The following is a 26,104-nucleotide window of genomic DNA, read 5'->3' as shown; positions in this document are numbered from 1 at the left end:
CAGGCGTTGCGCGCGGGCGAGGTCGCCGTGGTCGCGCAATACTTCCGTCAGGCGGTAAAACGGAATGCGGCAGTAGAGGTGGTGCACGTGATGAATGCCGATATTGGCGGTGAACCACTGCAGCCAGGCCGGCATGACATAATGCGATGAGCCATGCAGGGCCGCATCGTGCATGGACCAGTCGTCGGGCTGGTCCCACTGGGTTTCCTCAAACTGGTGCTGCACGTAAAAGAGCCATACGCCCACTGTCGCGGCGACCAGTGTCGTGGGAACAAAAATCAGCAGCACCGGCATCAGGCCACCGAACCACACAATGAGCCCGATCATGATGGCCGCAGACAGCGTCGTTCCGACAGAGCTGACCCAGATGCGCCAGCCATCTTTCATCATGCCCCAGGGCAGACGGTTTTCAACGTAGAAAACATAGGCAGGCCCGAGCACAAAAAGTACCAGCGGGTTCCGGTAGGCGCGGTACCGCAGCCGCCCAAACGGACTGCGCGCCCGGTATTCGGCCACAGTAAGCGTCACAACATCACCGATGCCGCGCCGTTCAAGATTGCCGGCGCCTGCGTGATGCATCGAATGCGATTTGCGCCACACGTCGTAGGGCGTCAGGGTCAGCACCCCGATCGCACGTCCTATCCAGTCACTGAGGTTACGGTTAGAGAAAAACGACCCGTGGCCGCAGTCGTGCTGAATGCAGAAAAGACGCACCAGAAAGAGACCATTGAGACTGGCCAGCGCCACCGCCGCCAGTGCGCTCACGGGCAGAACCACCCAGGCCAGAACCCAGATCGCGACAAAGGGGATCAGGCTGACGGCGATTTCAAAGGATGAGCGCCATGCGTCCGGCTCGCGGTACTGAGCGAGAATGCGCACCCATGCCACAGCCGGCAACGGCGGCGACCCTGCAGAAATGTCGCCCTCAACGGGGGTCTGAGATGTCATTGGTGCCTGCCTTTTTTCGCTCGTTTCCACAGGGATAAACATGTCACGGGATTACACAAGGAGATTGACCGGTAATGAACGAATGTGTGACTTCCCGGACTCTGTCCGGATTTCGGGCAGATTACCGCTGTTTTCCGGCCGGTTTCCTCGCCGGGGAACAGGTGAGGGCGCGTCCCGGCAATAAAATGGGACCGGGGCCCCGCAGGGCCCCGACATTGTAATAACCGGTCAGCGGATCAGCCCTTGCCCTTCCAGGGCACCAGCAGACGCTCGGCCCATCGCATCAGCATATCGATGCCAAACCCGATGACGCCGATGAGGATGATCCCCATGATGACGATATCGGTGTTCTGGAACTTTGAAGCGGTCATGATCATCATGCCCGCGCCCTGTTCAGCGGCGACAAGCTCGGCGGCCACAACCGTGCCCCAGCAAACGCCCATCGCCACCCGCGCGCCGGTAAAGATCTCCGGCAGCGAGTTGGGGATGATCACATAGCGCATGATCTGCCACTTGCTGGCCCCCAGCGAGTAGGCTGCATGCACCTTTGAGATCTTCACGCCGGACACGCCCGAGCGCGCGGCAATTGCCATGATCCAGAGGGCCGCGAGAAAGAGCAGGATGATCTTGCCCGCTTCTCCGATGCCCGCCCAGATGATCACCAGCGGGATAAGTGCCAGCGGCGGCACCGGACGCATGAACTCCACGATCGGGTCAAACCAGCCGCGGAACCAGTCCGACAGACCCATGGCATAGCCCAGCGGAATGCCAACAGCAGCCCCCAGCAGAAAGCCCACCACAACCCGGAACAGCGAATAGCCCAGATGCTCCAGCAGGGTGAAGTTCCGGAACCCGTCTCTCAGGATCTCTCCGGTGCGTACCCAGACAGCCTCGGGGGAGGGCAGATAAAGCGGCTCCATCTGCCAGCCCCGCTCCGGCTCGAAGTTCGGTGTGCCCTTGTCGCTGAGGGTCACAGCGCCGCCTTCTACGGTTACGGTCTGGCCGGGAGCGATCTTTTGCCCGTTGATGGCAATCACCGTGTTGCCGTCGCCTTTTGAAATCTCGTCGTTTCCGGCCACGTTGATCAGGCCGGTGCGCCACTGTGCAATCGCCGCGCTGTCGTTCTTGGCGAAACCATCGCCGGGCTCTACCCCGGGCGCTTCGGTTTCGACGTCGCGCGGGTGCACGACCACCGTGACGGTCGCATCATCCGGCGCCCGGCCTTCGACCTGGGCAGTATAGGTAAAGGTCGTGGTCCCCTCAAAGGGCCCGGGCGCATGCAGGAACCGCGGCAACAGGGAAGAGCCCGTGAAAATCCCCCACATCAGGAATATTGTCAGGATCGAAATCACACCTGCGGCCCGGTTCGGGCGCACGGCACTCTCATCACCAAAAGTCACCGTTTTCAGCGAAGTATAATCCGCCGGCACTGCTTTCTGCACCACTTTGGTGACAATGAAAAAGGCCGCAACGAAGATGGCGACATATATAATGAGAGGGATCATGCCGCGTCCTCCTTTCCGCCCATAATCTCTTCTTCCATATCCCAGATCATGTTCAGGATCTCTTCACGGCGCGGGCCGAACTCAGGGTGCTTTTTCACCTCGCGCAGATCGGCATTCACGCCAAGCTCCGCAAAAGGCAGCCGGTATTCCTTGTGGATCCGCCCCGGGCGCGGCGCCATCACGATCAGTCGCTCGCCCAGCAGCAGCGCCTCTTCCACCGAGTGGGTGATCAGAATGATCGTCTTGCCGGTCTCTTTCCAGAGCTTAAGCACGAGGCTCTGCATCTTTTCGCGGGTCAGCGCATCGAGCGCGCCCAGCGGTTCATCCATCAGAATGACGTCCGGGTCATTGGCCAGACAGCGCGCCAGCGCCACACGCTGCTGCATCCCGCCTGAGAGCTCATAGACCGCCTTTTCCTTGAAGTCCTGCAGACCTACCACATCCAGCAAATGGTTCACGGTCGCGTCTTTATCTTTTTTCGGCGTGCCCTTCATCGAGGGGCCAAAGGCAACATTTTCGCGCACGGACATCCACTCAAAAAGCGCGCCCTGCTGAAACACCATGCCGCGTTCGGCATCCGGGCCTTTGATCTTGTGCCCGTTCAGGATCAGCTCACCGCTGGTGGGCGCCAGAAAGCCTGCCACGATGTTCAGAAGCGTGGTCTTGCCACAGCCCGACGGGCCCAGCACGCTCAGCAACTCGCCGGCTTTGAGATCAAGCGACACATCCTGCAGCGCCTGGACATGATCTCCGCCCGGCAACTCAAAACGCATCGACAGATTTTTTATGGATAATCCGGTCATGTTGTCCCCACCTTCTGCCCCGCGCGGGGGCTGCTGACCGGGCAGACATCATCCCGCCTCTGGTCTTTCTTCAGGTCTTCAAAGTGAAACGGCGCGGGTGTGACCCGCGCCGTTCATTGTTCAGGAGCCGCCGGCTGCCGCTACGGCTTCGAGCGGTCCGGTGTTCACTGTGTCTGCATAGCTGTCGAGCGCCGAGTCAATCGAACCCGCTTCCACGAACACGTCGGCCACGCCTTTCATGAAGGGGGCCGCGTTGCCGCCAAACCAATTGGAAGATAGCTGCTCCTCAACGGACGGGAACTTAAAGCCCGCGATCGAGGCGCGTGCCGCTTCGACGTCCATACCGGACTGCTCCGCGATTACCGCCAGCATCTCGTCGCTCTGGTTAGCTTTCCACTCTGCGTTTGCCGCGGCTGTCACACCGAGGAATTTCGCAACGACATCACCGTTCTCGGCGATGTAGGACGCAGGTGCAGAAGTTACGTCAAAAACCAGAATGCCAAGTTCCTGTTTCTCATCACCGGTCAGAAGGATGTTGCCGTATTCCTTCATCCGGGACAGACCACCGCCCCAGCCGCAGGCGAAATCAACCGCGCCCTGGCTCAGAGCAGCCGCGCCCTCGGGCGGTGCCATGTCAACGATCTGCAGCGAGGCAAGATCAACGCCAAAGTGGTCCATCTGGCGCAGGAAGCCATAGTGTGCTGCGGTGCCCAGCGGCACGGCGACTTTCTTGCCTGCCAGTTCGCCCGCGCTGTCCTTGTCGATTTCCAGCGCTTCGGCCACAACACAGTTGTCATTGTCCGAATAAGAAACCGCAACGTCCACGATCTGGATGTCCTGACCGCCGGAGGTGGCGACAACGAAGGGCGGCACACCCTGGGACACGGAAAGCTGAACATCGCCCGACGCCATCGCCGCCGACATCGCCGTTCCGGTTTCGAAGGAAACCCAGTTCACTTTCATGCCCAGCGCTTCGTCATAGGCACCGGAGGCTTTTGCTGCGAGGAAAGGCATCGGCCACTCAAGGAAGTATCCGACGGTGATTTCACCGTGTCCGTCTGCTGCTGCTGTTTGTGCGCTGACGGCCATCACGGCGCCCGCGACAAATGCACATGCTGTCTTTTTGATCATTGTGTTTCTCCCGTTGATCATTCCCAACCCTTCCCGGGCCGGCTGTTTTATGGTGCGAGACGGTTTGTCACCGCCCTATTTTTCTTTGCACCGGATTATCCAATGTCAGAATGTTCCTGCCCGCAAGGGCATTATTGAAACAATCCGGCCATTCAGATGAGACTGCCTGATTTTCGTCCTTACTCCGTTCTGCGGTTTTGGAACTCCGGAAAGTCCGTTTCCGGAAATGCAAATCCGGCAGGCCGGCAGGATGCTCCGCCTCAGGATTATACCCGACCCGCGCGCATAGTGCTGTTGATGCCGGCGAATATTAAATGACCACTTTCGCTTACTGCATGAGTCCAGTCGGGACTGCATGCCGGACGCCGGAGCCAGACTGATCCGGCATGCTCGCGGGATTTTCATCAGTGACAAGGTACCGGTTACAGAGGCGCGTGCAACCGCTCCGGCGTACGTCTGACGGGCGACAGGACTGCCGGACGCTAAGGTATCCCCGGGGCATCCCCTGCCGAAGCGATACATCTGAACGATGCCTGCGTTGCGTGGAGACCGCGTTTCTGGCAAGGTAGCGCAACTTGCCCGGGTTATGAGCGTTCACCTGCCGGATCTGAGGATATCACGGTGTTTTCAGATGCATGGCGACTGAATTGCTTGTATGGCGCCCTGAACTGGCGTTACGTTTGCCAGGCATCTGGCCCTACTTCGGGGGCGTAAAAAACATTCATATCGGTGTCATGCGGATCGTACGCGCTCCGATTTCACCTGATTCTATTCATTCAGAAAGGCCTGACCCATGGACGGCAATTTCAATGAGAACGACCTGTCGCGCATCGTCGAGGCGGACCGCGCGCATATCTGGCATCACCTGAGCCAGCACAAACCCTATGAGACGACCGATCCGCGCATCATCGTCGAAGGGCGTGGCATGAAAGTCTGGGATCAGAAGGGCAAGGAGCACCTCGACGCAGTCTCCGGCGGTGTCTGGACTGTGAACGTGGGGTACGGTCGCGAGCGAATCGCCAATGCGGTGCGCGACCAGCTGATCAAACTGAACTACTTTGCCGGTTCCGCAGGCTCGATACCCGGCTCGATGTTCGCCGAAAAGCTGATCTCGAAAATGCCCGGCCTGAGCCGCGTCTATTATTGTAATTCCGGCTCGGAGGCCAATGAGAAGGCCTTCAAGATGGTCCGGCAGATTGCGCACAAACGCTACGGTGGCGAAAAGCACAAGGTGCTTTACCGCGACCGTGACTACCACGGCACCACCATCACCGCCCTCTCGGCGGGCGGCCAGGACGAGCGCAACGCGCAGTACGGGCCCTTTACGCCCGGGTTTGTGCGCGTGCCGCATTGCCTTGAGTACCGTGCTTTTGAGCAGGACGGCGCGCCGCAGGAGAACTACGGCGTCTGGGCGGCGGATCAGATCGAAAAGGTCATCCTCGCCGAAGGTCCCGATACAGTGGGCGGGCTTTGCCTTGAGCCGGTGACCGCAGGCGGCGGGGTGATCGTGCCGCCCGACGGCTACTGGCAGCGCGTTCAGGAAATCTGCCGCAAATACGATATTTTGCTGCACATCGACGAGGTCGTCTGCGGCGTTGGCCGTACAGGCAAGTGGTTCGGCTATCAGCATTACGGTGTGGAACCGGACATGGTGACCATGGCCAAGGGTGTGGCCTCCGGCTATGCCGCCATTGCCTGCCTTGTGACCAACGAAAAGGTGTTTGACCTCTTCAAAACCGACGCCTCCGACCCGATGGATTACTTCCGCGATATCTCGACCTTCGGGGGCTGCACAGCAGGTCCCACCGCAGGGCTCGAAAACATGGCGATCATCGAAGACGAGGATCTGCTGGGCAACACTGAACGCATGGGCGCTTATATGCTCGACCAGCTGAACGCGCTGGCCGACAAACATGCCGTCATCGGTCAGGTGCGCGGCAAGGGTCTCTTCCTTGGCGCCGAGCTTGTCGAAGACCGCGAGAGCCGCAAGCCTATGGTTGAAAAACAGGTTCAGGCTGTCGTTGCAGACTGCATGCAGCAGGGCGTGATCATCGGTATGACCAACCGCTCTCTGCCAGGTAAAAACAACACGCTGTGTTTTTCACCCGCTCTGATCGCGAAAAATGATGATATCGATCACATCTGTCACGCGGTAGACGAGGCCCTGACCCGCGTCTTTGGCTGATACATCTGCTTTCTGAGCCGCATCTGAAAAGCCCCGGCACCGTCCGGGGCTTTTTGCTGTCGCATTTCAACGGGAACTTCTGTGCCGGGCACGGCGTTTTGCCGTTCCCAAAGGAGTTACTGTAATGAAAAAACTGTTTATAGCACTGCCGCTCGTTGCCGGCCTCTCTGCCTGCGCCACTCAGGATCAGAGCACACTTGCCGGGGCGACGGCCGGTGCGGCACTTGGTGCCGCTGTCAACGATGATGACCGCGCGACCGGTGCCATCGTCGGCGGCGTTGCCGGCGCTCTGGCTGGTAATTATCTCGGGCGCACCGCCAGCGGATCCTGCGTTTATCAGAACCCGGATGGCTCGCGTTATACGGCGGCCTGCCCGTAACGACACGGACATGAGCCGATCCCGCCGGCGGATATTCATGCCGGCGGGCGCCCCGTAGCTTCTGCCCGCCGGACGGGCCTTGCAGCGCCGCTCCCTGCGGGTCAGAATATGCGCGACCAATAAGGAGACGTGTCATGCCCGCCCCCCGCGCCGCCACCACAGTTTGTACCACAATCGCGCTGAGCCTGCTTGCCGCCTTCCCCTCCCGCGCCGAACCGCTGCCAGGCAGCGAATGGGCCCCCAAGGAGCTTTCCGGCGCACCTGTACCGCCTGGAACGGATGTTTTTATCCGGTTTGACACCGAGGGTCTCTATTTTGGAAACGGTGGCTGCAACACATTCCGGGGCCGCTATGTCACCCAGAGCGATGCCATTCTGCTCGGCCCTGCGGCGGCGACGATGATGGCCTGTGCTGAGCCCGTGGCCCGGCGCGAGTCTGATTTTATGCAGGCACTCTCAACAGCCCGGTTTTTTACCCGCGACGGCGCGTCACTGACCCTCAGTGATGCGGATGGCACACCGGTTCTGACGATGGACCAGCGCGACCGCGATTGAAGAGTGTCGTGCCGTTTCCGTTTATTGGAGCCGGCAGAACAGCCCCGACAGTCGCGGTGAAAGTCCCGTAAGGTCAGCCGGTGACCCTGTTATAGATCACCGGCATGGCCCCTTTCCATCTCTGCCAGAGGCTGTTGTCGCAAATCAGTTCCGCCATGAAATGTGCAACATTATGCCGGCTGGTTTTTCCTGCATCAAAAATGGCGCTGCGCGTGGGTGAAGGGTGTATGTCGTATGCCGTGACCCCGGCTTCGTCGGTCAACCCGTCGGGCCGGACGGCCGCCCACTCGATCGCCTGGTCACCCTGGCCTATAGCAGTGCGCAGATAGTCGGCGGCCTTTTCATTGTCCCTGTGCGGGGGCAGCAGCAACCGCAGCAGAGCCAGCACCACATGCTGTGCAAAGGAGACAGGTTCATCGAGGTCAGAGTTACTGTTACCTGTGGTGTTCATCAGAACAAATCTGACCGGGTGCGCCGGCGCGCTGTTCCGGATGGCTTCGCAGAACCGCCGCGTCGCGTCGGTCACCAGTCTGCGCGGCGGGCCAAAAAGCCCACGGAATGTCAGATTGTGCCCGAGACAACTGGCCACCGCATCACATCCGGCGATGTGCTGCGCAATCTCATCGTCGCTCAGGTCGGAAACGCTGGCGGTGATGATGGTCAGGAGGCTGCTGGCCCGCAGGTCCTCCGGGACACTTCCGGCGGAGCGGACAATGATTTTTACCGCCTGCCCGCGCGCGATCAGTTCTTTTGTCAGCAGGCGACCGGTCGCGCCACTGGCTCCGAGGATTAGGATCTGCACCAGAACGTCACTCCGTAATTTCTGCACGCGACCTGAACGCCGCACCCCTGTGATCGGCTGTCTTGCTGTCGTCACACCGGTCCCTGCAACTTTCGCACAGCCGGGCCTCTGAGGCAAAACCGGTGTCAGACCAGCGCACCGGCATCCGCGATCACAACACCGCGCGCGGGCAGACGATACACAACAGTGCACCTGCTGGTGCGAGGTAGTGTATGGTATAGCGACTGATTCCCCTTGCAGATTTGCGTGTTATTGATACTCTAAGTTTCAATAATTGCTGTTTTCGACAGGCTAACACTTTGTTATCCCGTGTAATTTTTACCATATTCCCATATCTATGGAGCCAGATTGTCAGCCGCATAAGTCCAGTATAGGCTTGAGATATGGCCCTGCCCGTTGAAACCTTTTTTCTGCACCCTGACGCTCAGGGCACGCTGCAATCCCAGATCCAGCAGATGATTGCACAGGGCATTCTGTCCGGTAGATTTCTGCGCGGAGAAAAGCTGCCGTCAACGCGCAAGCTTGCGGCGCATCTGGGGGTCAGCCGGATTACGGTGACCATCGCCTACACCGAGCTTCTGGCAAATGACTACCTCTCGTCGCGCGGTCGTTCGGGATATTTCGTTTCCGAAAACGCACCCGTTCCGCCGGCTTTCGAGCCGACACGGGCCGGCACAGATGCCGTGGACTGGACGCGCGCCATCGGACAGCGGTTTTCCGGTGGCGACATGCCGCGCAAGCCCGCTGACTGGGCCGGATACCGCTATCCTTTTATCTATGGCCAGGCTGATCCGACGCTCTTTGATCATGCGAACTGGCGCATCTGTGCGCTGAAGGCGCTCGGGCAGAAAGACTTCACCGCACTGACCACGGATTACTATGATCAGGACGATCCGCAGCTCATCGAATTTATCGCGCGTCATACCCTGCCCCGGCGCGGCATTACCGCCCGGCCAGAGCAGATCCTGATCACGCTGGGGGCGCAGAACGCGCTCTGGCTCACGACCCAGGTTCTGCTGACGCAACGCCGGCGCGCCGCTCTGGAAGACCCCTGTTATCATGCACTTCGCGATATTCTCTCGCAATCGCGCTGTCATGTGACGCCGGTGCGGGTGGACGCCGACGGCATGCCCCCCGATGCCATCCCACCCGACACCGATGTGATCTTCACCACGCCCAGCCACCAGTGCCCGACCACCGGCACCATGCCAATGCACCGCCGCCACGAACTCCTGCGCCGGGCCGCCGGAATGGATGCGCTGATCGTCGAAGATGATTATGAATTCGAAATGTCGTTTCTGCGCAGCCCCTCACCGGCGCTCAAGAGCCTCGATGCCGACGGGCGCGTGATCTATGTCGGCAGCTTTTCCAAATCGCTCTTTCCCGGGCTGCGGCTGGGGTATCTGGTGGGCTCCGAGCCCTTTATCCGCGAGGCCCGCGCCCTGCGCGCCTCCGTACTGCGCCACCCGCCCGGCCATGTGCAGCGCACAGCGGCATATTTTCTGTCGCTCGGCCATCATGATGCGCTCATCCGCCGGATGGGCAGCGCCCTGCATGAGCGCCGAGAGGTCATGGCCGATGCGATCACCCGCAACGGGTTGCAAATCTCCGGTCAGGGGGCCAACGGCGGTTCCTCGTTCTGGATGCAGGCGCCCGCCGGCGTCGACACCCGGGAGCTTGCGCGGCGACTTCAGGCCCGCGGGGTTCTTATCGAGCCCGGGCACTCGTTTTTCTCCGGGCCCGAACAGCCCACATGCTTCTACCGCCTTGCCTATTCCTCCATCCCCGTCCAGCGCATCGCCAGCGGCGTTGAACTGGTCGCCAGCGAAATACAGGAGATGGCCGGCCTGGCCTTAACCGCATACTGATCTGGCCCTAACACCGACCCGCTCTTCACACTACTGTCATCCCAAACCGAGAATCGCCAACCCAGCCCCTAAGGAGCACCCGCCATGAAAATGACGACCGAAGAAGCCTTCGTAAAAACGCTGCAGATGCACGGCATCGATAACGCCTTTGGCATTATCGGATCTGCAATGATGCCAATCTCAGACATCTTCCCGGACGCCGGGATCAAGTTCTGGGACTGCGCACATGAAACCACCGGCGGCATGATGGCGGACGGCTATACCCGCGCTACCGGGAAAATGTGCATGATGATCGCGCAGAACGGCCCGGGCATCACCAACTTCGTGACAGCGGTCAAAACGGCCTACTGGAACCACACACCCGTCCTGCTGGTCACGCCGCAGGCGGCGAACAAGACGATCGGCCAGGGCGGCTTCCAGGAAATGGAACAGATGAACCTTTTCGCCGACTGCGTGGCGTATCAGGAAGAAGTCCGCGACCCCACACGGATTGCCGAGACGCTGAACCGTGTGATCATGCAGGCCAAACGCGCCTCCGGCCCTGCGCAGATCAACATCCCGCGCGATTTCTGGACCCAGGTGGTGGATATCGAACTGCCGGCGATCGTTGACTTTGAACTGCCCCAGGGCGGTGAAGGTGCTGTTTCCAAAGCGGCTGAGCTGCTGAGCAACGCCAAATTCCCGGTCATTCTGAACGGTGCCGGTGCGGTGCTGTCCAAGGGCGGAATTGAAGCCTCCAGGATACTGGCCGAGCGTCTCGATGCGCCCGTCTGCGTGGGGTATCAGCACAACGACGCCTTCCCCGGCAACCACCCGCTCTTTGCCGGTCCGCTCGGCTATAACGGCTCCAAAGCGGGCATGCAGCTGATCAGTCAGGCAGATGTGGTGTTGTGCCTTGGCACGCGCCTCAACCCGTTCTCTACGCTGCCGGGCTACGGCATCGACTACTGGCCGAAAGACGCCAAGATCATCCAGGTCGATATCAACCCCGACCGCATCGGCCTGACCAAAAAAGTCACCGTGGGTATCGTGGGCGACGCGGCCAAAGTCGCGCAGGGCATCACCGACAAGCTTTCCGATGATGCGGGCGACACAAACCGCGCCGAGCGCAAAGACAAGATCGCGACAACCAAATCTGCCTGGGCGCAGGAGCTGACCTCGATGACCGAGGAGCAGGACGACCCGGGCACCGACTGGAACGTGCGCGCGCGCAAGGCCAAGCCGGACTGGATGAGCCCGCGCATGGCGTGGCGCGCCATTCAGGCGGCTCTTCCGGTCGAGGCGATTATCAGCTCGGACATCGGCAACAACTGTGCGATCGGTAACGCTTACCCGTCGTTCAACGAATCCCGCAAATATCTGGCGCCGGGCCTGTTTGGTCCCTGTGGATACGGTCTGCCGTCAATTGTTGGTGCGAAAATCGGCCAGCCCAATGTGCCGGTTGTGGGTTTTGCCGGCGACGGTGCTTTCGGCATTTCGGTGAACGAACTGACAGCAATCGGACGCGGCGACTGGCCTGCCATCACGCAGATCGTCTTCCGCAACTATCAGTGGGGCGCGGAAAAGCGTAACTCCACGCTGTGGTTTGACGACAACTTCGTGGGCACTGAGCTCGACGAGGATGTGTCTTATGCCGGGATCGCCAATGCCTGTGGCCTCAAGGGCGTCGTGGCCCGCACACAGGACGAGCTGACAGAAGCGCTGGCTCAGGCGATCAAAGATCAGATGGAAAACGGTGTTACCACGCTGATCGAGGCAATGATCAACCAGGAGCTGGGCGATCCGTTCCGTCGCGACGCAATGAAGAAACCTGTTGCCGTCGCTGGGATCAGCAAAGACGACATGCGGGCACAGACCGTTTAAGACCGGGTGCAGATCAGCATCCGCATAAAAGAGAAGGACAGGCCATGAGCGTTCTGCGCGATCTTTCGACCCGCGCAAGCGCCCGGCCCGCCCACATCGTGATGAGCGAAGGCCACGATCCCCGGATCGTGGCCGGCGCCGTTGCGGCGGTGAAATCCGGGATCGCCCGGATCACCCTGGTCGGCCCGCAGGACACTGTGGCCGCCGCTCTTGTCGCCGCGGGCGAGATCAACAATCCCGCCCTGCAGATCGCGGATCCGGAAACCTCCGACCTCAGCGCCGGTCTTTCGCGGGCCTTTTATGAGCTCCGGAAACATAAGGGCGTCACCCCGGAGATCGCAGAGTCTGAGGTGCGCAAGCCCCTGGTCTTTTCGGCACTGATGGTACGCGAAGGCCACGCAGACGGCACCGTCGGCGGTGCCGTCGCGACCACATCCGACACGGTACGCGCCGCCCTGCAGATCATCGGCAAAGCCAAAGAGGCACCACTGGTGTCGAGCTTCTTCCTGATGGCGCTGCCGGAAAATCACCCCTCAGGCCGCGACGGAATGATCTTCGGCGATTGTGGCCTGGTGATCGACCCATCTTCCGAAGAACTCGCGGCGATTGCCGTGGCCTCCGCCGCCTCCTGCCGCGCGCTTCTGGAGACTGAGCCAGTGGTAGCGCTTTTGTCGTTTTCCACACACGGATCAGCCCGACATCCGTCGGTCAGCAAAGTCGCCGCCGCCGCCGCCCTCCTCAAAGAAAACCATCCTGACCTCAGAGCCGATGGCGAGTTGCAGTTCGATGCAGCCTTCGTGCCACAGGTCGCGGCCTCCAAGGCCAAAGGCTCCGCAGTGGCAGGCGAGGCCAACGTGATGATTTTTCCCAACCTCGACGCCGGCAATATCGGCTATAAGATTGCACAGCGCATCGGTGGCGCGGATGCAATCGGCCCGGTGCTGCAGGGGCTGTCAAAACCTGCCAATGATCTTTCTCGTGGCTGCACGGCCGCAGATGTGACCAATATGATTGCTGTGACCGTCCTTCAGGTCGCGCGCTAACTTCCGAGGAGACTTTCCATGAACCAGCCGGTGATCGACCTGAGCCCGAAAGTCTCTGACGAGGTGCGCAAAACCACCTGTTACATGTGCGCCTGCCGCTGCGGGATCAACGTGCACCTGAAAGACGGCAAGGTCGCCTATATCGAAGGCAACAAAGATCACCCGGTTAATCAGGGTGTGCTCTGCGCCAAAGGGTCTGCCGGGATCATGCAGGTCAACGCGCCCTCGCGTCTGCGTAAACCGCTTAAGCGTGTGGGCGAGCGCGGCTCGGGCGAATTTGAGGAGATTGAATGGGACGAGGCGCTGAAAATCGCCACCGACTGGCTTGAGCCTGTGCGCAGGAAGGATCCCTCGAAACTCGCGTTTTTCACCGGGCGGGATCAGTCGCAGTCTTTCACCTCCTTCTGGGCACAGAACTTCGGCACACCGAATTATGCAGCCCACGGCGGCTTCTGCTCGGTCAATATGGCTGCGGCAGGAATTTATACGATGGGCGGTGCCTTCTGGGAGTTTGGCCAGCCTGACTGGGACCACACAAAGCTCTTCATGCTCTTTGGCGTGGCCGAGGATCACGACAGCAACCCGATCAAAATGGGCATTGGCAAGATAAAAAAGCGCGGCGCGCGGGTGATCGGCGTGAACCCCATCCGCACCGGGTACAACGCTGTGGCCGACGACTGGGTCGGCATCACGCCGGGTACGGACGGGCTCTTTATTCTGGCGATGGTCCACTGCCTGATGAAGGCCGGCAAAATCGATCTTAATTATCTGGCGCAATACACCAACGCACCGGTTCTGGTGAATGAAGACGAAAAGTCCCCTGAATACGGCCTGTTGATGCGCGACGAGAACGGCAAAGAGCTGGTCATCGACCGAGTGACCGGCAAGCTGACGCCTTTCGATCAGCCCGGCGTCAGGCCTGACCTCTCCGCCACCCACCGTGAGGCTGGCGTTACCCACCGGCCGGTCTTTCACAAGATGGCCGATATGTATCTCTCGGATGATTACGCGCCGGAGAACGTGGCCGACCGCTGTGGCATTCCCGCCAAACGCATCCGCGCGATTGCCGCGGAGCTGGCGCGCGTGGCGTTTGAGGAGAGCTTCGAGCTTGATCATTCCTGGACCGATTTCCGCGGCGAAAAGCATGACAAGATGATCGGTCGTCCGGTTTCTTTTCATGCGATGCGCGGAATTTCGGCCCATGCCAACGGCTTTCAGACCTGCCGCGCGTTGCACACCCTGCAGATCATTCTCGGCACGGTCGAGGTGCCCGGCGGGTTCCGCTTTAAACCGCCCTACCCCAAGCCCGCGACCGCCCACCCCAAGCCACACGTCGGCATGACGCCGGGCGGCCCGCTCAATGGCCCGCATCTGGGGTTCACCCACGGCCCCGAGGATCTTGCCCTGCTCGAAGACGGCACGCCCGCGCGCATCGACAAGGCCTTTACCTGGGAAAATCCGATGTCGAGCCACGGGCTCATGCATATGGTGATTTCAAATGCATGGGCCGGAGATCCCTATAAAATCGACGTGCTCTTCATGTACATGGCAAACATGTCGTGGAACTCGTCGATGAACACGCGCGGCGTAATCGATATGCTGACCGACAAGGATGAAAGCGGCGAGTACATTATTCCAAAGATCATCTATTCAGATGCCTACAGTTCTGAAATGGTTGCCTATTCCGATCTGATCCTGCCTGACACCACCTATCTCGAACGCCACGACTGTATCTCGCTGCTTGATCGTCCGATCTGCGAGGCCGATGCTGCTGCGGATGCCATCCGCTGGCCGGTGATCGAGCCCGATCGCGACGTCAGAGGGTTCCAGTCGATGCTTTGTGACCTTGGAGCCAGGTTGAAGCTGCCCGGGTTCACCAATGAAGACGGCAGCCAGAAATACGCCGATTACGGTGATTACATCGTCAACCACGAACGCCGCCCGGGCATCGGCCCGCTGGCCGGTTTCCGGGGCGCAAACGGCGATAAATCAGGCCGCGGCGAGGTCAACCCGCACCAGCTTGAGCAATACATCGAAAACGGTGGCTTCTTCGTCGAGCACATCCCGGAAGGGTCGAATTACTACAAACCCTGGAACACCGCCTATCAGGACTGGGCCGTGGAAATGGGCCTTTATGACAAGCCCATGCCCTATCTCTTCTCGCTCTATGTCGAGCCGATGCGGAAATTCCAGCTCGCCGCCGAAGGCCACGGCGACCGCCAGCCGCCTGATCACCTGCGCCAGCGCATTATCGATACGATGTCACCGCTGCCGGTCTGGTACTCCTGCGAAGAGGAGAACCGTGCCAGTGAATTTCCCGTCACAGCACTCACACAGCGGCCGATGGCGATGTACCACTCATGGGGCTCGCAGAACGCATGGCTCAGGCAGTTGCACGGGCACAACCCGCTGTATCTGCCGACAAAGCTGATGCGGGAGAACGATCTCTCCGACGGCGACTGGGCGACAGTCACCTCACCGCACGGCGAGATTACGGTACCGGTGCTGGAAATGGCCGCGCTCAACGAAAACACCGTCTGGACCTGGAACGCTATCGGCAAACGTAAAGGCGCCTGGGCGCTTGAGGAAAACGCCCCCGAAGCGACCCGCGGCTTCCTGCTCAACCACCTCATCCACGAGCTCCTGCCGCCCAAAGGTGACGGGCTGCGGTGGGCGAATTCCGATCCGGTCACCGGACAGGCCGCCTGGTTCGACCTCAAGGTCCGGATCACCAAAGCCGCAACGGCAGATGAGGCACAACCAGAATTTGCACCAATCAGATCGCCCGTCGGAACGGGCCCGAAAAACCTGACGTGGAAGGTTGGCAAATGACCGCGCCACTTCTCTGGCCTGGAAATATCCCGGGGGTCCGGGGGCCGCGCCCCCGGGAACTCAGCCCGCTTCCCGGCACGCCGCAGAAAATCGCCCCGCCGACCCTCCCAAAAAGGAGCCGCTCATGACCTCCCTGCCAACCTCGACCGACCGCAAACTGGGCCTCGTGATCGACCTTGATACCTGCGTCGGCTGCCACGCCTGTGTGATCTCCTGCAAAGGCTGGAATACAGAAAATTACGGCGCGCCTCTGAGCGACCAGAACGCCTACGGCGCCGACAACAGCGGCACCTTTCTCAACCGCGTGCATTCTTACGAGGTGCAGCCTGAAGAGGGCGCCGCCCAGCTCATCCACTTTCCGAAATCCTGCCTGCACTGCGAGGACGCGCCCTGCGTCACGGTCTGCCCGACCGGCGCCAGCTACAAACGTGTCGAAGACGGCATCGTGCTGGTCAACGAGAGCGATTGTATCGGCTGCGGGCTCTGCGCCTGGGCCTGCCCCTATGGCGCACGCGAACTGGATCAGGCTGAGGGTGTGATGAAGAAATGCACACTCTGCGTCGACCGCATTTATAACGAAAATCTGCCCGAGGAGGACCGCCAGCCCGCCTGTGTGCGCACCTGCCCGTCCAACGCGCGCCACTTCGGCGATCTGAGCGACCCCGACAGCGACGTAAGCAAGCTGGTGGCGGCACGTGGCGGCATGGATCTGATGCCTGAACAGGGCACCAGACCGGTCAATAAATACCTGCCACCGCGGCCCAAAGACGCCATGCCTGAATTTGACGTGCTCGCCCCCTTCCTTGAGCCTGTGGCCGAAGAGCCCAAGGGCTTTCTGGGCTGGCTCGACAAAGCGCTGGAGAAAATCTGATGCATCCCGCACCTTCCGTCATCTTCTTCACCACTTTCAGCGGCTTGGGCTTTGGCCTGCTGGTCTGGCTCGGCTTAGGCTATCCGGCGGTCACCGGCTGGACGGCATTCGTCTTTTTCGCCATTGCCTACGCTATGGCCGTGGGAGGTCTGCTGGCCTCGACCTTTCACCTCGGACGGCCTGAGCGCGCGATCAAAGCCTTCACCCAGTGGCGCTCCAGCTGGCTCAGCCGCGAGGCATGGTGCGCTGTCGGCGCACTGGTTATTATGGGTCTCTATGCCGCCGGTCTGGTCTTTGCCGGCACCCGCATTGCTCCGCTTGGCATCCTCGGAGCGATCCTGTCGCTGGCGACGGTTTTCACCACCTCGATGATCTACACACAGCTCAAAACCATCCCGCGCTGGAATATGAGCATTACGCCGGTGAAGTTTCTCGTCCTCTCACTTGCCGGTGGTGCGCTGCTCTCCGGACAGGTGCAGGCCGCCCTGCTTTTGCTGGTCATAGCCGGCGTCGTTCAGGGCCTGACCTGGATCATGGGCGACAAGGCGCTGGAAGCATCCGGCACCAGCCTCAAAACCGCGACCGGGCTCGGGGGGGCGGGATCGGTGCGCTCCTTTGAGCCGCCGCATACCGGCACCAACTATCTGCTGCGCGAGTTCGTGCATGATATCGGGCGCAAACACAGCCAGAAGCTGCGGCTCATATCGCTGGTGCTGATGGCAGGCGTACCAATTCTGCTGCTGATCCTGCCGTTCAACCACTTCTTTGCTTTGCTCGCAGTGGTCAGCCATGTGGCGGGTGTTCTGATTGCGCGCTGGCTCTTTTTCGCAGAAGCGGAGCATGTGGTGGGGCTCTATTACGGCAAGCGCTGAGCACAGCCCTCAAAGTGGCAGCCGGCGCTCCACCAGACGCGCCATGATCGAGGCGCCTACGGGCAGAATCTCCTCGCCCAGGACGAAACCGGGGTTATGCAGCGGCAGCGTACCGCTGTGCCCGAGACTGCAGTAGGCGCCCGGCACGACCCGCAGCATATCCGCAAAGTCCTCCGAGCCGGTGGTCGGGTCCTCTGCATCTGTGACGTTGTCAGCGCCCACAATATCTGTTGCGGCTTCGAGGTAGGCCGCAGAGAGATCCGCATCATTCACGAGCACATCAAAAACGTTGCGCAGATCGAGCGTAATTTCGGCCCCGTGGGCCGTTGCAAAGCCGTCGCAAAGCGCCTGCATGCGCCCGGCCGCGCGCGCATAAACGTCATCTTTGAAATAGCGGATGGTGCCTGCCAGCGTTGCCACGCCCGGCACCACGTTATAGGCGCTGCCGGCGTTGAGTTTCGTCACCGACAGCACACAGGTGTCCAGCGGGCTGATGTTGCGCGCCACAATGGTGTTGAGCTCTGTGGTCAGGCTCGCCGCGATCATCAGCGCGTCGCGGCTGTCTTCGGGGTGGGCGGCGTGGCTGCCATTGCCCTGCACGGTGATGTCGAAAAACGCCGCCCCCGCCATCGCGGCCCCGGCGCGGATGCCGAACCTGCCCGGATTACCGTCCGGATAGTTGTGCATCCCGTAGACCTCATCGCAGGGAAACCGCTCGAAAAGCCCGTCGGCGATCATACCGCGCGCACCTCCGAGACCCTCTTCGGCGGGCTGAAAGATCAGCACGGCTGTCCCGTCAAAATCGCGCGTGGCCGTAAGGTGCTTTGCCGCGCCGAGCAGCATCGTGATGTGCCCGTCGTGTCCGCAGGCATGCATTACGCCGTCATTGGAAGAGGCATGTGGCAAGCCCGTTGCTTCGGTGATCGGCAGCGCATCCATATCCGCACGCAACCCGACGCAGCGATTGCCCTGGCCTTTGCCCCGCACAATCGCCACCACGCCGGTCCCGGCGATGCCGGTGTGCAGCTCATCAACGCCATAGCTTTCCAGCAGGTGCGCCACCACGCCGCTGGTGCGCTTTTCCTCAAAGCCAATCTCGGGATGGGCATGCAGATCGCGGTAGATCTCCTGCAGCTCCTTCGTGCTGTCTTTGATCACTGGCAGGATGTTCACAGGCGTTTCTCCGGGTTTCTGAGCTTTCGGCAATTCTGGGAGCCCGCAGCGCCAGGGTCAACGCCTGAAATCCAAAGGGCGGGTCGACCCCGCCCCCGACGCGTTTCAGTTCATCAGACCCGCGTGACGCAGGCCGTCATCGACCAGAACGCGCGTCTCATCGGACAGCCCCGTCAGCGGCAGGCGCACCTCTTCCGAGCAGAGATCAAGCCGCGACATGGCGTATTTGACACCGACGAGACCCGGCTCGGTAAAGATCGCTTTGTGCAGCGGCATCAGCCGGTCCTGGATTTCCAGCGCGCGGCCGTAGTTGCCCGAAAGACAGGACGCCTGCATCTCGCTCAGCATCTTCGGTGCGACATTGGCAGTAACCGAAATGCAGCCCGTCCCGCCCTGTGCGTTGAAGCCGTGTGCCGTAGCATCCTCGCCCGAGAGCTGGATGAAATCCGCACCGCAGGTCATCCGCTGATCGCAGACCCGCGCCAGATCGCCGGTGGCGTCTTTGACCCCGACAATACGCGGCAGTTCAGCAAGCCGCCCCATGGTATCCGGCTTCATATCGACCACGGACCGGCCAGGGATGTTGTAGATGATGACCGGCAACTCACAGCAGTCGTGGATCGCCGTGAAATGCGCGATCAGACCGGACTGAGTCGGTTTGTTGTAATAGGGCGTGACAACGAGAATCGCATCAGCGCCGACCTTTTCCGCGTGCTGCGCAAGGCGCATCGCTTCGGTCGTGTTGTTCGAGCCCGCCCCCGCGATGACCGGCAGACGGCCCGCAGCGGCTTTGACGACTTCCTCGACCACCGTTTCATGTTCACGGTGGCTCAGGGTGGGGCTTTCGCCGGTCGTCCCCACGGGGACAAGGCCGTTGCTGCCTTCACCGATATGCCATTCAACGAGTTTCTTCAGTGTGTCCAGATCCAGCTCGCCGTTCCGAAACGGCGTGACGAGGGCAGGCATCGAGCCTTTGAACATTTTCACGCTCCTTTACATTGTGGCCGGCAAATGGCCTGGTTTTAACATCTTTTCAGCAAGATCGTGATTTGATCCCGCGCTATGCAGATGTATGTATCAGAGGCTCTAGCCTTCAAACGTCGGGAAATGCAAGTGATCACACGCGCGCTGTCGACCATTGTTCTTCTTTTTGCGCTGGCGTTGCCGGCCCTTGCCGAACGCCCGCGTCCGCTGAGCGTCGCCTTTGACGCGTTGCGCCAGGGCGACTGGGCGGGTGCCTCGCGGGTGGCTGCGAAAGATGGCGAAATTGCGGCAGATATCATTGAGTGGGCCCGGCTGCGTGACGGCCAGGGCTCCTGGTCCGAAGTGCGGGATTTTCTGACGCGCCGCCCGGACTGGCCCGGAGAGCGCTATCTGCGTAAACAGTCCGAACCGTCTGTGATCCGCGCCGGGGACGCAGCGGTTACAGCATTTTTCGCGCAGATGCCGCCGCAGACAGCCGGCGGCGTACTCGCCTACAGCGCGCGCCTCACAGAAACGGGCCGCACCGATGAAGCACAGGCGCTGGTCCTGAATGCCTGGCTGAATTTTCCGATGGGCAAAAGTGAGCAGTCCCGCTTTCTTCAGGCGCACGGTGCATTTCTCAAAGACCATCACGACGCGCGCCTTGATGCGATGCTCTGGCGCGGAGTTTATGAGAACGCCCGCCGGATGTTTGATCTGGCCTCGCCCGCCGCTGTGGCCGTTGCCCGGGCCAGGATTGCACTGAGAGCCGGTGAAAAGGGTGTGGATACCCTGATTGAAAAGATACCCGCAAAATATGCGACCGATCCCGGGCTGCAGTATGACCGGTTTATCTGGCGAGCGCGCAAGGGACGGACGAATGATGCCAGAGAGATGCTGCGCGCGACATCTGTGAGCGCCGAAGCTCTCGGGCGCCCCGGAGAATGGGCCAGCAGACGTCGCTCGATGGCGCGTGCGGAGATGCGCACGGGTGATCCGGAAGTGGCCTATGAAATAGCCTCGCGTCATTTTCTGACGCAGGGGTCCGATTATGCGGATCTGGAGTGGCTTTCAGGCTATATCGCCCTGCACAAACTTGATGAGCCGGAAACCGCGCTGCAGCATTTTCGCAACCATGATGCCGCAGTGCGGTCGCCGATCTCCAAAGGTCGTTCAGGGTACTGGCTCGGCCGTGCACTGGAAGCAATGGGTGATGTGGCGGCGGCGGATCAGGCCTATACAGGGGCTGCACAGTTCCAGACCTCGTTTTACGGCCTTCTGGCAGCGGAACGCGCCGGCATTCCTTTTGACATGGACCTTGCTGGTGAGCCTGCAACAGGCGACTGGCGCACCTCACCGATCTCACAAAACCCGGTTTTTCGTGCCGGATTGCTGCTGCAGGCCTCTGGCGAGATCAATCTCGCTGAACGGTTCTGGACTCACCTTGCCGAAAGCCTCGATCGCAACGAGGCCGGTCTGCTGGCGCAGGCCGCACTTGATGCCGGGCACCCGCATCTCGCTGTGATGATCGGCAAACGCACCGCAAGTCGGGCGGTGGTCATTCCCGGCGGGTATTATCCGCTGCACCCCGTCGCCGAACAAAAGCTGCCGATGGCGCCCGAGATGGTGCTGGCGATTGCCCGGCGGGAGAGTGAATTTGACCCCGGCGTACAAAGCGGCGTGGGTGCGCGGGGCCTGATGCAGGTCATGCCCGCCACCGGCCGCGAAGTTGCAAAACGCCTCGGCCGCCTCGCCGGGCACAGCACTGAACGCATGATCAGCGACCCTGAGTACAACGCCGAGCTTGGCGCGGCATATCTTTCCACGCTCGCCGGACGGTTCCGGGGCAATGTGGTAATGATGTCGGCAGGCTATAATGCGGGGCCCGGGCGCCCCGACAGCTGGATGCAGATATTTGGTGATCCCCGGCGCGGGCAGATCGATGTGGTCGACTGGATCGAACACATCCCTTTTCGCGAAACACGTAACTATGTGATGCGCGTGACGGAAAGCCTGCCGATTTACCGCGCGACGCTTGGCAAAGACCCGATGCCGGTACCCTTTTCCGAAGAGCTGGCCGGATCAACGCTGCTGTCGTTCGCGCCACAGGGTGAATAGACCCGCAGACACGATGATGGCCACGCCAAGAGCAACATTGGGACGGATCGTTTCGCCAAAGAGGAGCACCCCCATCGAGGCTGCAAAGACCAGCTGAAAGTAGGCGAAAGGCTGCACAGCACTGGCTTCCGCGACCTCATAGCAGCGGATCAGCATCCAGTGACCGGTCGCCCCGGTCACGCAGAGCATACCCATCCAGATCCAGTCGGTGCTGATCATCGGCTCCCAGTACCAGACCCCCGCCGCGGTCATCGCAATCGCTCCCGTCGTTCCGGTCCAGAAAAAGCTGGTCGCGGTGGTGTCGCGTCGCGCCACGTAACGTGTGAGCAACCCGTACAGCGCAAACATCAGCGCGGCCATCAGCGGCACAACTGCCGCCGGATCAAAAACACCGTATCCCGGCTGCAGAATAATGATCACACCGACAAACCCCACGGCAATCGCAGCCCAGCGGCGCCAGCCAACCTTTTCCCCCAGAACCGGGCCCGACAAGGCAGCGACCAGCAAAGGGTAACAGGCAAAAACAGCGTGGCTTTCCACCAGACCGAGCAGGGTAAAGGCCGCCACCATGACGCAGATTTCTGCCGCCAGCAAAAAACCGCGGAACGCCTGCACCACAGGCTGCGATGTCCGGGCTGCCTGGCGCAGCCCACCGGCCTTGCGACGCGCAACGCTGATCACAAAAGCGGCAAAAAACCAGTAGCGGATCATCACTACCATCATGACATTGTATTCCGCTGCCAGATGCCGTGAAAGGCCGTCCTGCACCGCAAACACGAAGGTCGTCACCACCATCAGAATGATGCCAAGGCGCAGATTATCGGGCTGGTTCATGGTGCCAGCACGCCACGCGACATATGCCTTTTACGCCCGAAACCGGGCACGCGCTGCACCGAAAATCCGGCGTGCTCAAGACCGCGCCGCACAAACCCGGCAGCCGTGTAGGTGGCAAAGGTCCCGCCGGGCGCGGTGTGATCTGCCACGGCCTGCATCAGATCCGCGCCCCAGAGTTCGGGGTTTTTGGCAGGCGAAAAACCATCCAGATACCAGGCATCGGCCACCCCGCCCCACGCCGGGACCTGCACGCGCGCATCTCCGGGCAGAACGGTCAGCGTCACGCCAGGCATAAAGTCCACCGATCCGCCGGTCGGGTCCCACTGCCGCACCAGAGCCGGCCCCAGCGTCGCAAAAGCGTCAAAGGCACCAAGCGCGCGGTCCATATCCTCACCTGTCAGGGGGAAGGCTTCGAAGCTGGTAAACCTCAGAGGTGCCTCTGTGCCCGCCGCCTGCCATTCCAGCACGGTTGTCAGAAAGTTCAACCCGGTACCAAAGCCAAGTTCCGCAATGTGGACGGGCCCGTCAAAACGCCCTGGCAGATCATTGCCCTCCAGAAACACATGCCGGGTTTCCTCCAACCCGTTTTCCAGACTGAAATAAGGGTCATCAAACCGACCGGAAACCGGCACCCGCCCGCTCTTCCAGGAAACATCTGCCGTCTGGTTCTGCACGTTCGGGCCTTGTAGGGTGTCACGGATATGGCGCGACACTGAGGCAGAAGGCAGGCTTTAGCAATGGGCGAAATAACAGTGCGCGGTGCCGGGATCTTCGGTCTGAGCATTGCCTGGGCCTGCGTGCGGCGTGGGGCGCAGGTTCGGCTGACTGACCCTTCCGGCCCTGCGTCCGGCAGCAGTGGCGGGATCGTGGGCGCGCTCGCCCCGCATGTGCCGGAGAACTGGAATGCCAAGAAAGCTTTTCAGTTTGAAAGCCTTCTCGCAGCGCCTGCATTCTGGGCCGGGGTCAGGGAAACGGGAGGCACCGATCCCGGATATCAGGCTTCGGGCCGGTTACAGCCTGTGCCAGACGCCGGTGCCCTTGAGCTGGCGCGGCGCCGTGCGGATACCGCGTCTGAGCTCTGGCGGGGACAAGCCACGTGGTCGCTGGAACCAGCAGGCGACGACCCATGGACACCGGCGAGCCCGACGGGCTGGCTGATCCGCGACACGCTTTCGGCGCATCTGCACCCAAGACGGGCCTGCGATGCTCTGGTAGCCGCGCTGGCCACCCGGGGTGTCCGGACAGAGGTGGACGGTGAAGACAGAGGTGCGGTCATTCATGCCACCGGCATTGCGGGGCTTGAGGTGCTGAACGCCGGACATCACAGGCTGGTCGGTGCCGGCGTGAAAGGTCAGGCGGCCCTGTTACAGCATGACGCGAGAGGCGCCCCCCAGCTTTTTGCAGACGGGCTGCACATCATACCGCACAGCGACGGGACCGTCGCCGTGGGGTCCACCTCCGAGCGGGAATACAGTGATCCGTCGCGCGTTGATCAGCAGCTTGAGGAAGTGATCGCAAGAGCCCGCGCCGCCGTGCCGGCGCTGCGCAATGCGCCCGTCACGGAACGCTGGGCCGGCGTGCGCCCCCGCGCGCGCAGCCGTGCGCCAATGCTGGGCGCATGGCCCGGGCGGCCGGGGCATTTCATCGCTAACGGCGGCTTTAAAATCGGGTTTGGTATGGCGCCTGGCATAGCGGAGGTGATGGCGGATCTGGTGCTTGACGGCAAAAACCGCATCCCGGACGGGTTTGAAATTGAGGCATCTTTTTGACCCTGACGGGCACTCAGCCATTTCTGATCCGGACAGTGCGGGGCCCAGACTGCGCCGTCGCCGCCGGTGACCTCCGGGAGTGCCGGCCGCAAGCCCGTACGCATCGCTTCCTGATCCACATCGGATTTTTCTGCGGCCTGACCTGTCACGACGCCGCCCGGGGATTTCAGAATGCACCCCGGCTGTCAGTTTCCGGCCAGGCGGATCAGCGCGCGATCTCTTCTTTCAGACCATTCATCAGCGCCGTCAGTTCACGCAGATAGATCTCGCCTTTCAACCTGCCGTTCTCGTCAAACTGGTTGGTGCAATCGGCAAGGTGAATTTCCGGGCCCTGAAGAATACGGGTGCGGAAAGGGACCATGAAGCCTCGCAGCACCATCTGGGCACGCTCGCCCCCGGCGCGCCCTGCAGCGGCGGACATGACCGCCAGCGGCTTATCCTTCCAGGGTGATCCTTTGGTACGGCTGATCCAGTCCAGGGCGTTTTTCAGAACCCCGGACGGCCCCTTGTTATATTCAGGCGTCGAGATCAGAACCGCATCCGCGGCGGCGATCTGACGTGCGAGGCCGGTCACCGCTTCGGGTACGCCGGTCTCGGCCTCCGCGTCCGCGTCGTAAAGTGGCAGGTTCAGATCCGCCTGCGTATAGCTGCATGGCCCGAACAGCCGTGCGGCCTCGCGCAGCAGCTTTGAATTGGACGATCCCTCGCGCAGGGACCCCGACAGGCCGAAAAGTTTAACGTCCGACATGGATGCTCCGATAGTTTGTGTTTTCCGTTGCGCTTTCACCTGTGGCACCGCTGCGGAAAAGCAAGAGGCCGCGGGGATGCCGCGGCCTCAGTAATGGTCTGCCGGGTGTGATCAGGCGTTCGGCAGGATCACGATTTCCACGCGGCGGTTCTGTGCTTTGCCGTCAACGCTGAGGTTGCTGGCCACCGGCTGGCTCTCGCCTCTGCCGATGCTGCGAACCCGTGCCGAGGAGACGCCGGCATTGATCAGAACATCCCGGACCGCACCGGCGCGTCGCTCAGAAAGCCGCTGATTGTAGGCCGCATCACCATCGCTGTCGGTATGACCGATCACCTGAATGGTCGATTGCGGATACTGGCGCAGATTACCGGCCACCGTGCGCAGGTCGGTTTGCAGATCAGGTCGGATCGCAAAGCTGTCGGTGGCAAAAAGAATATCCTGGGGCAGGCTGACAATCAGTCGGTCACCGGTGTTCACGATTGTGACATTGTCGTTGCCGAGCTGGTTACGCAGATCGGCTTCCTGTTTGTCGAGCGAGTAACCGATCCCGGCACCCACGGCCGAGCCGATTACAGCGCCGATAAGCGCTGCATCACCGCGGTTACCGTCACCTTTGGAAAGTGCTCCGGCCAGCGCACCGACACCGGCACCCACAAGCGCGCCCTGCTGGGTATTCTGGCCCGCGGGCACGGGGGGGGCGTTCGGATCCGAGGCCGGAACGGTGCAGGCACCAAGCGCCAGGCTGCCTGCGAGCGCAAGCGCCACGGGAGATTTCAGATTTATCATAAACATACTGCCTTCAGTGGTTGCGGCCCCGTTCGGGCGGGGCGTCATTTATTAACG

Annotated in this window: 22 protein-coding genes; 11 read left to right on the top strand and 11 right to left on the bottom strand. The window is 61.1% G+C overall.

Features of this window, described 5'->3' with window-relative positions:
• The 4 genes from Q0M35_RS01580 to Q0M35_RS01565 form a co-directional block, all read right to left on the bottom strand.
• On the bottom strand, positions 1-948 hold a 948-nt coding region (locus tag Q0M35_RS01580; protein ID WP_295311514.1), incomplete at its 3' end, for a fatty acid desaturase.
• A 236-nt stretch (positions 949-1,184) separates the two neighbouring features.
• Positions 1,185-2,453, bottom strand: a complete 1,269-nt coding sequence (locus tag Q0M35_RS01575) for an ABC transporter permease (protein ID WP_295311510.1) — start codon at positions 2,451-2,453, stop codon at positions 1,185-1,187.
• Positions 2,450-3,256, bottom strand: a complete 807-nt coding sequence (locus Q0M35_RS01570; protein WP_295311508.1) for an ABC transporter ATP-binding protein — start codon at positions 3,254-3,256, stop codon at positions 2,450-2,452. The genes Q0M35_RS01575 and Q0M35_RS01570 overlap by 4 nt, the downstream gene beginning before the upstream one ends.
• 120 nt (positions 3,257-3,376) lie before the next feature.
• Complete coding sequence (locus Q0M35_RS01565; protein WP_295311506.1) at positions 3,377-4,387, bottom strand: ABC transporter substrate-binding protein; 1,011 nt, start codon at positions 4,385-4,387, stop codon at positions 3,377-3,379.
• A gap of 793 nt (positions 4,388-5,180) precedes the next feature.
• On the opposite strand from Q0M35_RS01565, the gene Q0M35_RS01560 reads away from it, so the two are divergent.
• From Q0M35_RS01560 to Q0M35_RS01550, 3 genes are all read left to right on the top strand, one after another.
• The gene (locus tag Q0M35_RS01560) at positions 5,181-6,572 is read left to right on the top strand and encodes an aminotransferase class III-fold pyridoxal phosphate-dependent enzyme (protein WP_295311504.1); all 1,392 of its coding nucleotides are present in this window, start codon (positions 5,181-5,183) and stop codon (positions 6,570-6,572) included.
• A 124-nt stretch (positions 6,573-6,696) separates the two neighbouring features.
• On the top strand, positions 6,697-6,951 hold the full coding sequence (locus tag Q0M35_RS01555; protein ID WP_295311502.1) for a glycine zipper 2TM domain-containing protein: 255 nt from the start codon (positions 6,697-6,699) through the stop codon (positions 6,949-6,951).
• A gap of 134 nt (positions 6,952-7,085) precedes the next feature.
• A complete protein-coding gene (locus tag Q0M35_RS01550) occupies positions 7,086-7,505 on the top strand; it encodes an META domain-containing protein (RefSeq protein WP_295311500.1) in 420 nt (139 codons plus the stop codon).
• 73 nt (positions 7,506-7,578) lie between these two features.
• Here Q0M35_RS01550 and Q0M35_RS01545 read toward each other — a convergent pair whose 3' ends face one another.
• Positions 7,579-8,307, bottom strand: coding sequence for an NAD(P)-binding oxidoreductase (locus tag Q0M35_RS01545; RefSeq protein WP_295311498.1), 729 nt, complete (start codon positions 8,305-8,307; stop codon positions 7,579-7,581).
• A 383-nt stretch (positions 8,308-8,690) separates the two neighbouring features.
• Between Q0M35_RS01545 and Q0M35_RS01540 the strand changes: the two genes are divergently transcribed.
• The 6 genes from Q0M35_RS01540 (at position 8,691) to Q0M35_RS01515 (ending at position 17,656) form a co-directional block, all read left to right on the top strand.
• Positions 8,691-10,175: a PLP-dependent aminotransferase family protein gene (locus tag Q0M35_RS01540; protein ID WP_295311496.1), complete on the top strand. Its 1,485-nt coding sequence runs from the start codon at positions 8,691-8,693 to the stop codon at positions 10,173-10,175.
• An 84-nt stretch (positions 10,176-10,259) separates the two neighbouring features.
• The gene (xsc, locus tag Q0M35_RS01535; RefSeq protein ID WP_295311493.1) at positions 10,260-12,038 is read left to right on the top strand and encodes a sulfoacetaldehyde acetyltransferase; all 1,779 of its coding nucleotides are present in this window, start codon (positions 10,260-10,262) and stop codon (positions 12,036-12,038) included.
• A gap of 44 nt (positions 12,039-12,082) precedes the next feature.
• A complete protein-coding gene (gene pta / locus Q0M35_RS01530) occupies positions 12,083-13,081 on the top strand; it encodes a phosphate acetyltransferase (RefSeq protein ID WP_295311491.1) in 999 nt (332 codons plus the stop codon).
• 18 nt (positions 13,082-13,099) lie between these two features.
• Positions 13,100-15,913, top strand: coding sequence for a molybdopterin oxidoreductase family protein (locus Q0M35_RS01525; protein WP_295311489.1), 2,814 nt, complete (start codon positions 13,100-13,102; stop codon positions 15,911-15,913).
• Positions 15,914-16,037: 124 nt separating this feature from the next.
• On the top strand, positions 16,038-16,784 hold the full coding sequence (locus Q0M35_RS01520; RefSeq protein WP_295311487.1) for a 4Fe-4S dicluster domain-containing protein: 747 nt from the start codon (positions 16,038-16,040) through the stop codon (positions 16,782-16,784).
• Positions 16,784-17,656 carry a DmsC/YnfH family molybdoenzyme membrane anchor subunit gene (locus tag Q0M35_RS01515; RefSeq protein ID WP_295311485.1) on the top strand — a complete coding sequence of 291 codons (873 nt, stop codon included), beginning with the start codon at positions 16,784-16,786 and terminating at the stop codon, positions 17,654-17,656. Before Q0M35_RS01520 ends, Q0M35_RS01515 begins: the two co-directional genes overlap by 1 nt.
• A gap of 9 nt (positions 17,657-17,665) precedes the next feature.
• Here the strand turns inward: Q0M35_RS01515 and Q0M35_RS01510 are convergent, their stop codons facing one another.
• Together Q0M35_RS01510 and dapA are read right to left on the bottom strand one after the other, a co-directional pair.
• Positions 17,666-18,829: a M20 aminoacylase family protein gene (locus tag Q0M35_RS01510; RefSeq protein WP_295311483.1), complete on the bottom strand. Its 1,164-nt coding sequence runs from the start codon at positions 18,827-18,829 to the stop codon at positions 17,666-17,668.
• 105 nt (positions 18,830-18,934) lie between these two features.
• A complete protein-coding gene (gene dapA, locus Q0M35_RS01505; protein WP_295311481.1) occupies positions 18,935-19,810 on the bottom strand; it encodes a 4-hydroxy-tetrahydrodipicolinate synthase in 876 nt (291 codons plus the stop codon).
• A gap of 126 nt (positions 19,811-19,936) precedes the next feature.
• Here dapA and Q0M35_RS01500 point away from each other — a divergent pair, with 126 nt between their 5' ends.
• Entirely contained in the window at positions 19,937-21,910 is a 1,974-nt protein-coding gene (locus Q0M35_RS01500; protein WP_295311479.1) for a lytic transglycosylase domain-containing protein, read from the top strand.
• Here the strand turns inward: Q0M35_RS01500 and Q0M35_RS01495 are convergent.
• Together Q0M35_RS01495 and mnmD are read right to left on the bottom strand one after the other, a co-directional pair.
• Complete coding sequence (locus tag Q0M35_RS01495; RefSeq protein ID WP_295311478.1) at positions 21,875-22,744, bottom strand: DMT family transporter; 870 nt, start codon at positions 22,742-22,744, stop codon at positions 21,875-21,877. The two genes, Q0M35_RS01500 and Q0M35_RS01495, sit on opposite strands and share 36 nt — an antisense overlap.
• Entirely contained in the window at positions 22,741-23,418 is a 678-nt protein-coding gene (gene mnmD, locus Q0M35_RS01490; RefSeq protein WP_295311476.1) for a tRNA (5-methylaminomethyl-2-thiouridine)(34)-methyltransferase MnmD, read from the bottom strand. The genes Q0M35_RS01495 and mnmD overlap by 4 nt, the downstream gene beginning before the upstream one ends.
• 63 nt (positions 23,419-23,481) lie before the next feature.
• Here mnmD and Q0M35_RS01485 point away from each other — a divergent pair, with 63 nt between their 5' ends.
• On the top strand, positions 23,482-24,513 hold the full coding sequence (locus tag Q0M35_RS01485; RefSeq protein ID WP_295311474.1) for an FAD-dependent oxidoreductase: 1,032 nt from the start codon (positions 23,482-23,484) through the stop codon (positions 24,511-24,513).
• Between the two features lie 205 nt (positions 24,514-24,718).
• Here the strand turns inward: Q0M35_RS01485 and Q0M35_RS01480 are convergent, their stop codons facing one another.
• Both Q0M35_RS01480 and Q0M35_RS01475 read right to left on the bottom strand, forming a co-directional pair.
• Positions 24,719-25,261 carry an NADPH-dependent FMN reductase gene (locus Q0M35_RS01480; RefSeq protein WP_295311472.1) on the bottom strand — a complete coding sequence of 181 codons (543 nt, stop codon included), beginning with the start codon at positions 25,259-25,261 and terminating at the stop codon, positions 24,719-24,721.
• A 111-nt stretch (positions 25,262-25,372) separates the two neighbouring features.
• Positions 25,373-26,047 (bottom strand): OmpA family protein, encoded by a 675-nt coding sequence (locus Q0M35_RS01475; RefSeq protein WP_295311471.1) that lies wholly within the window; start codon positions 26,045-26,047, stop codon positions 25,373-25,375.
• Between the last annotated feature and the right edge of the window lie 57 nt (positions 26,048-26,104).

The sequence above is a fragment of the Roseobacter sp. genome, from assembly GCF_024639605.1.
GTDB lineage: Bacteria > Pseudomonadota > Alphaproteobacteria > Rhodobacterales > Rhodobacteraceae > Roseobacter.
This window is presented reverse-complemented; position numbering and strand designations above follow the sequence as displayed.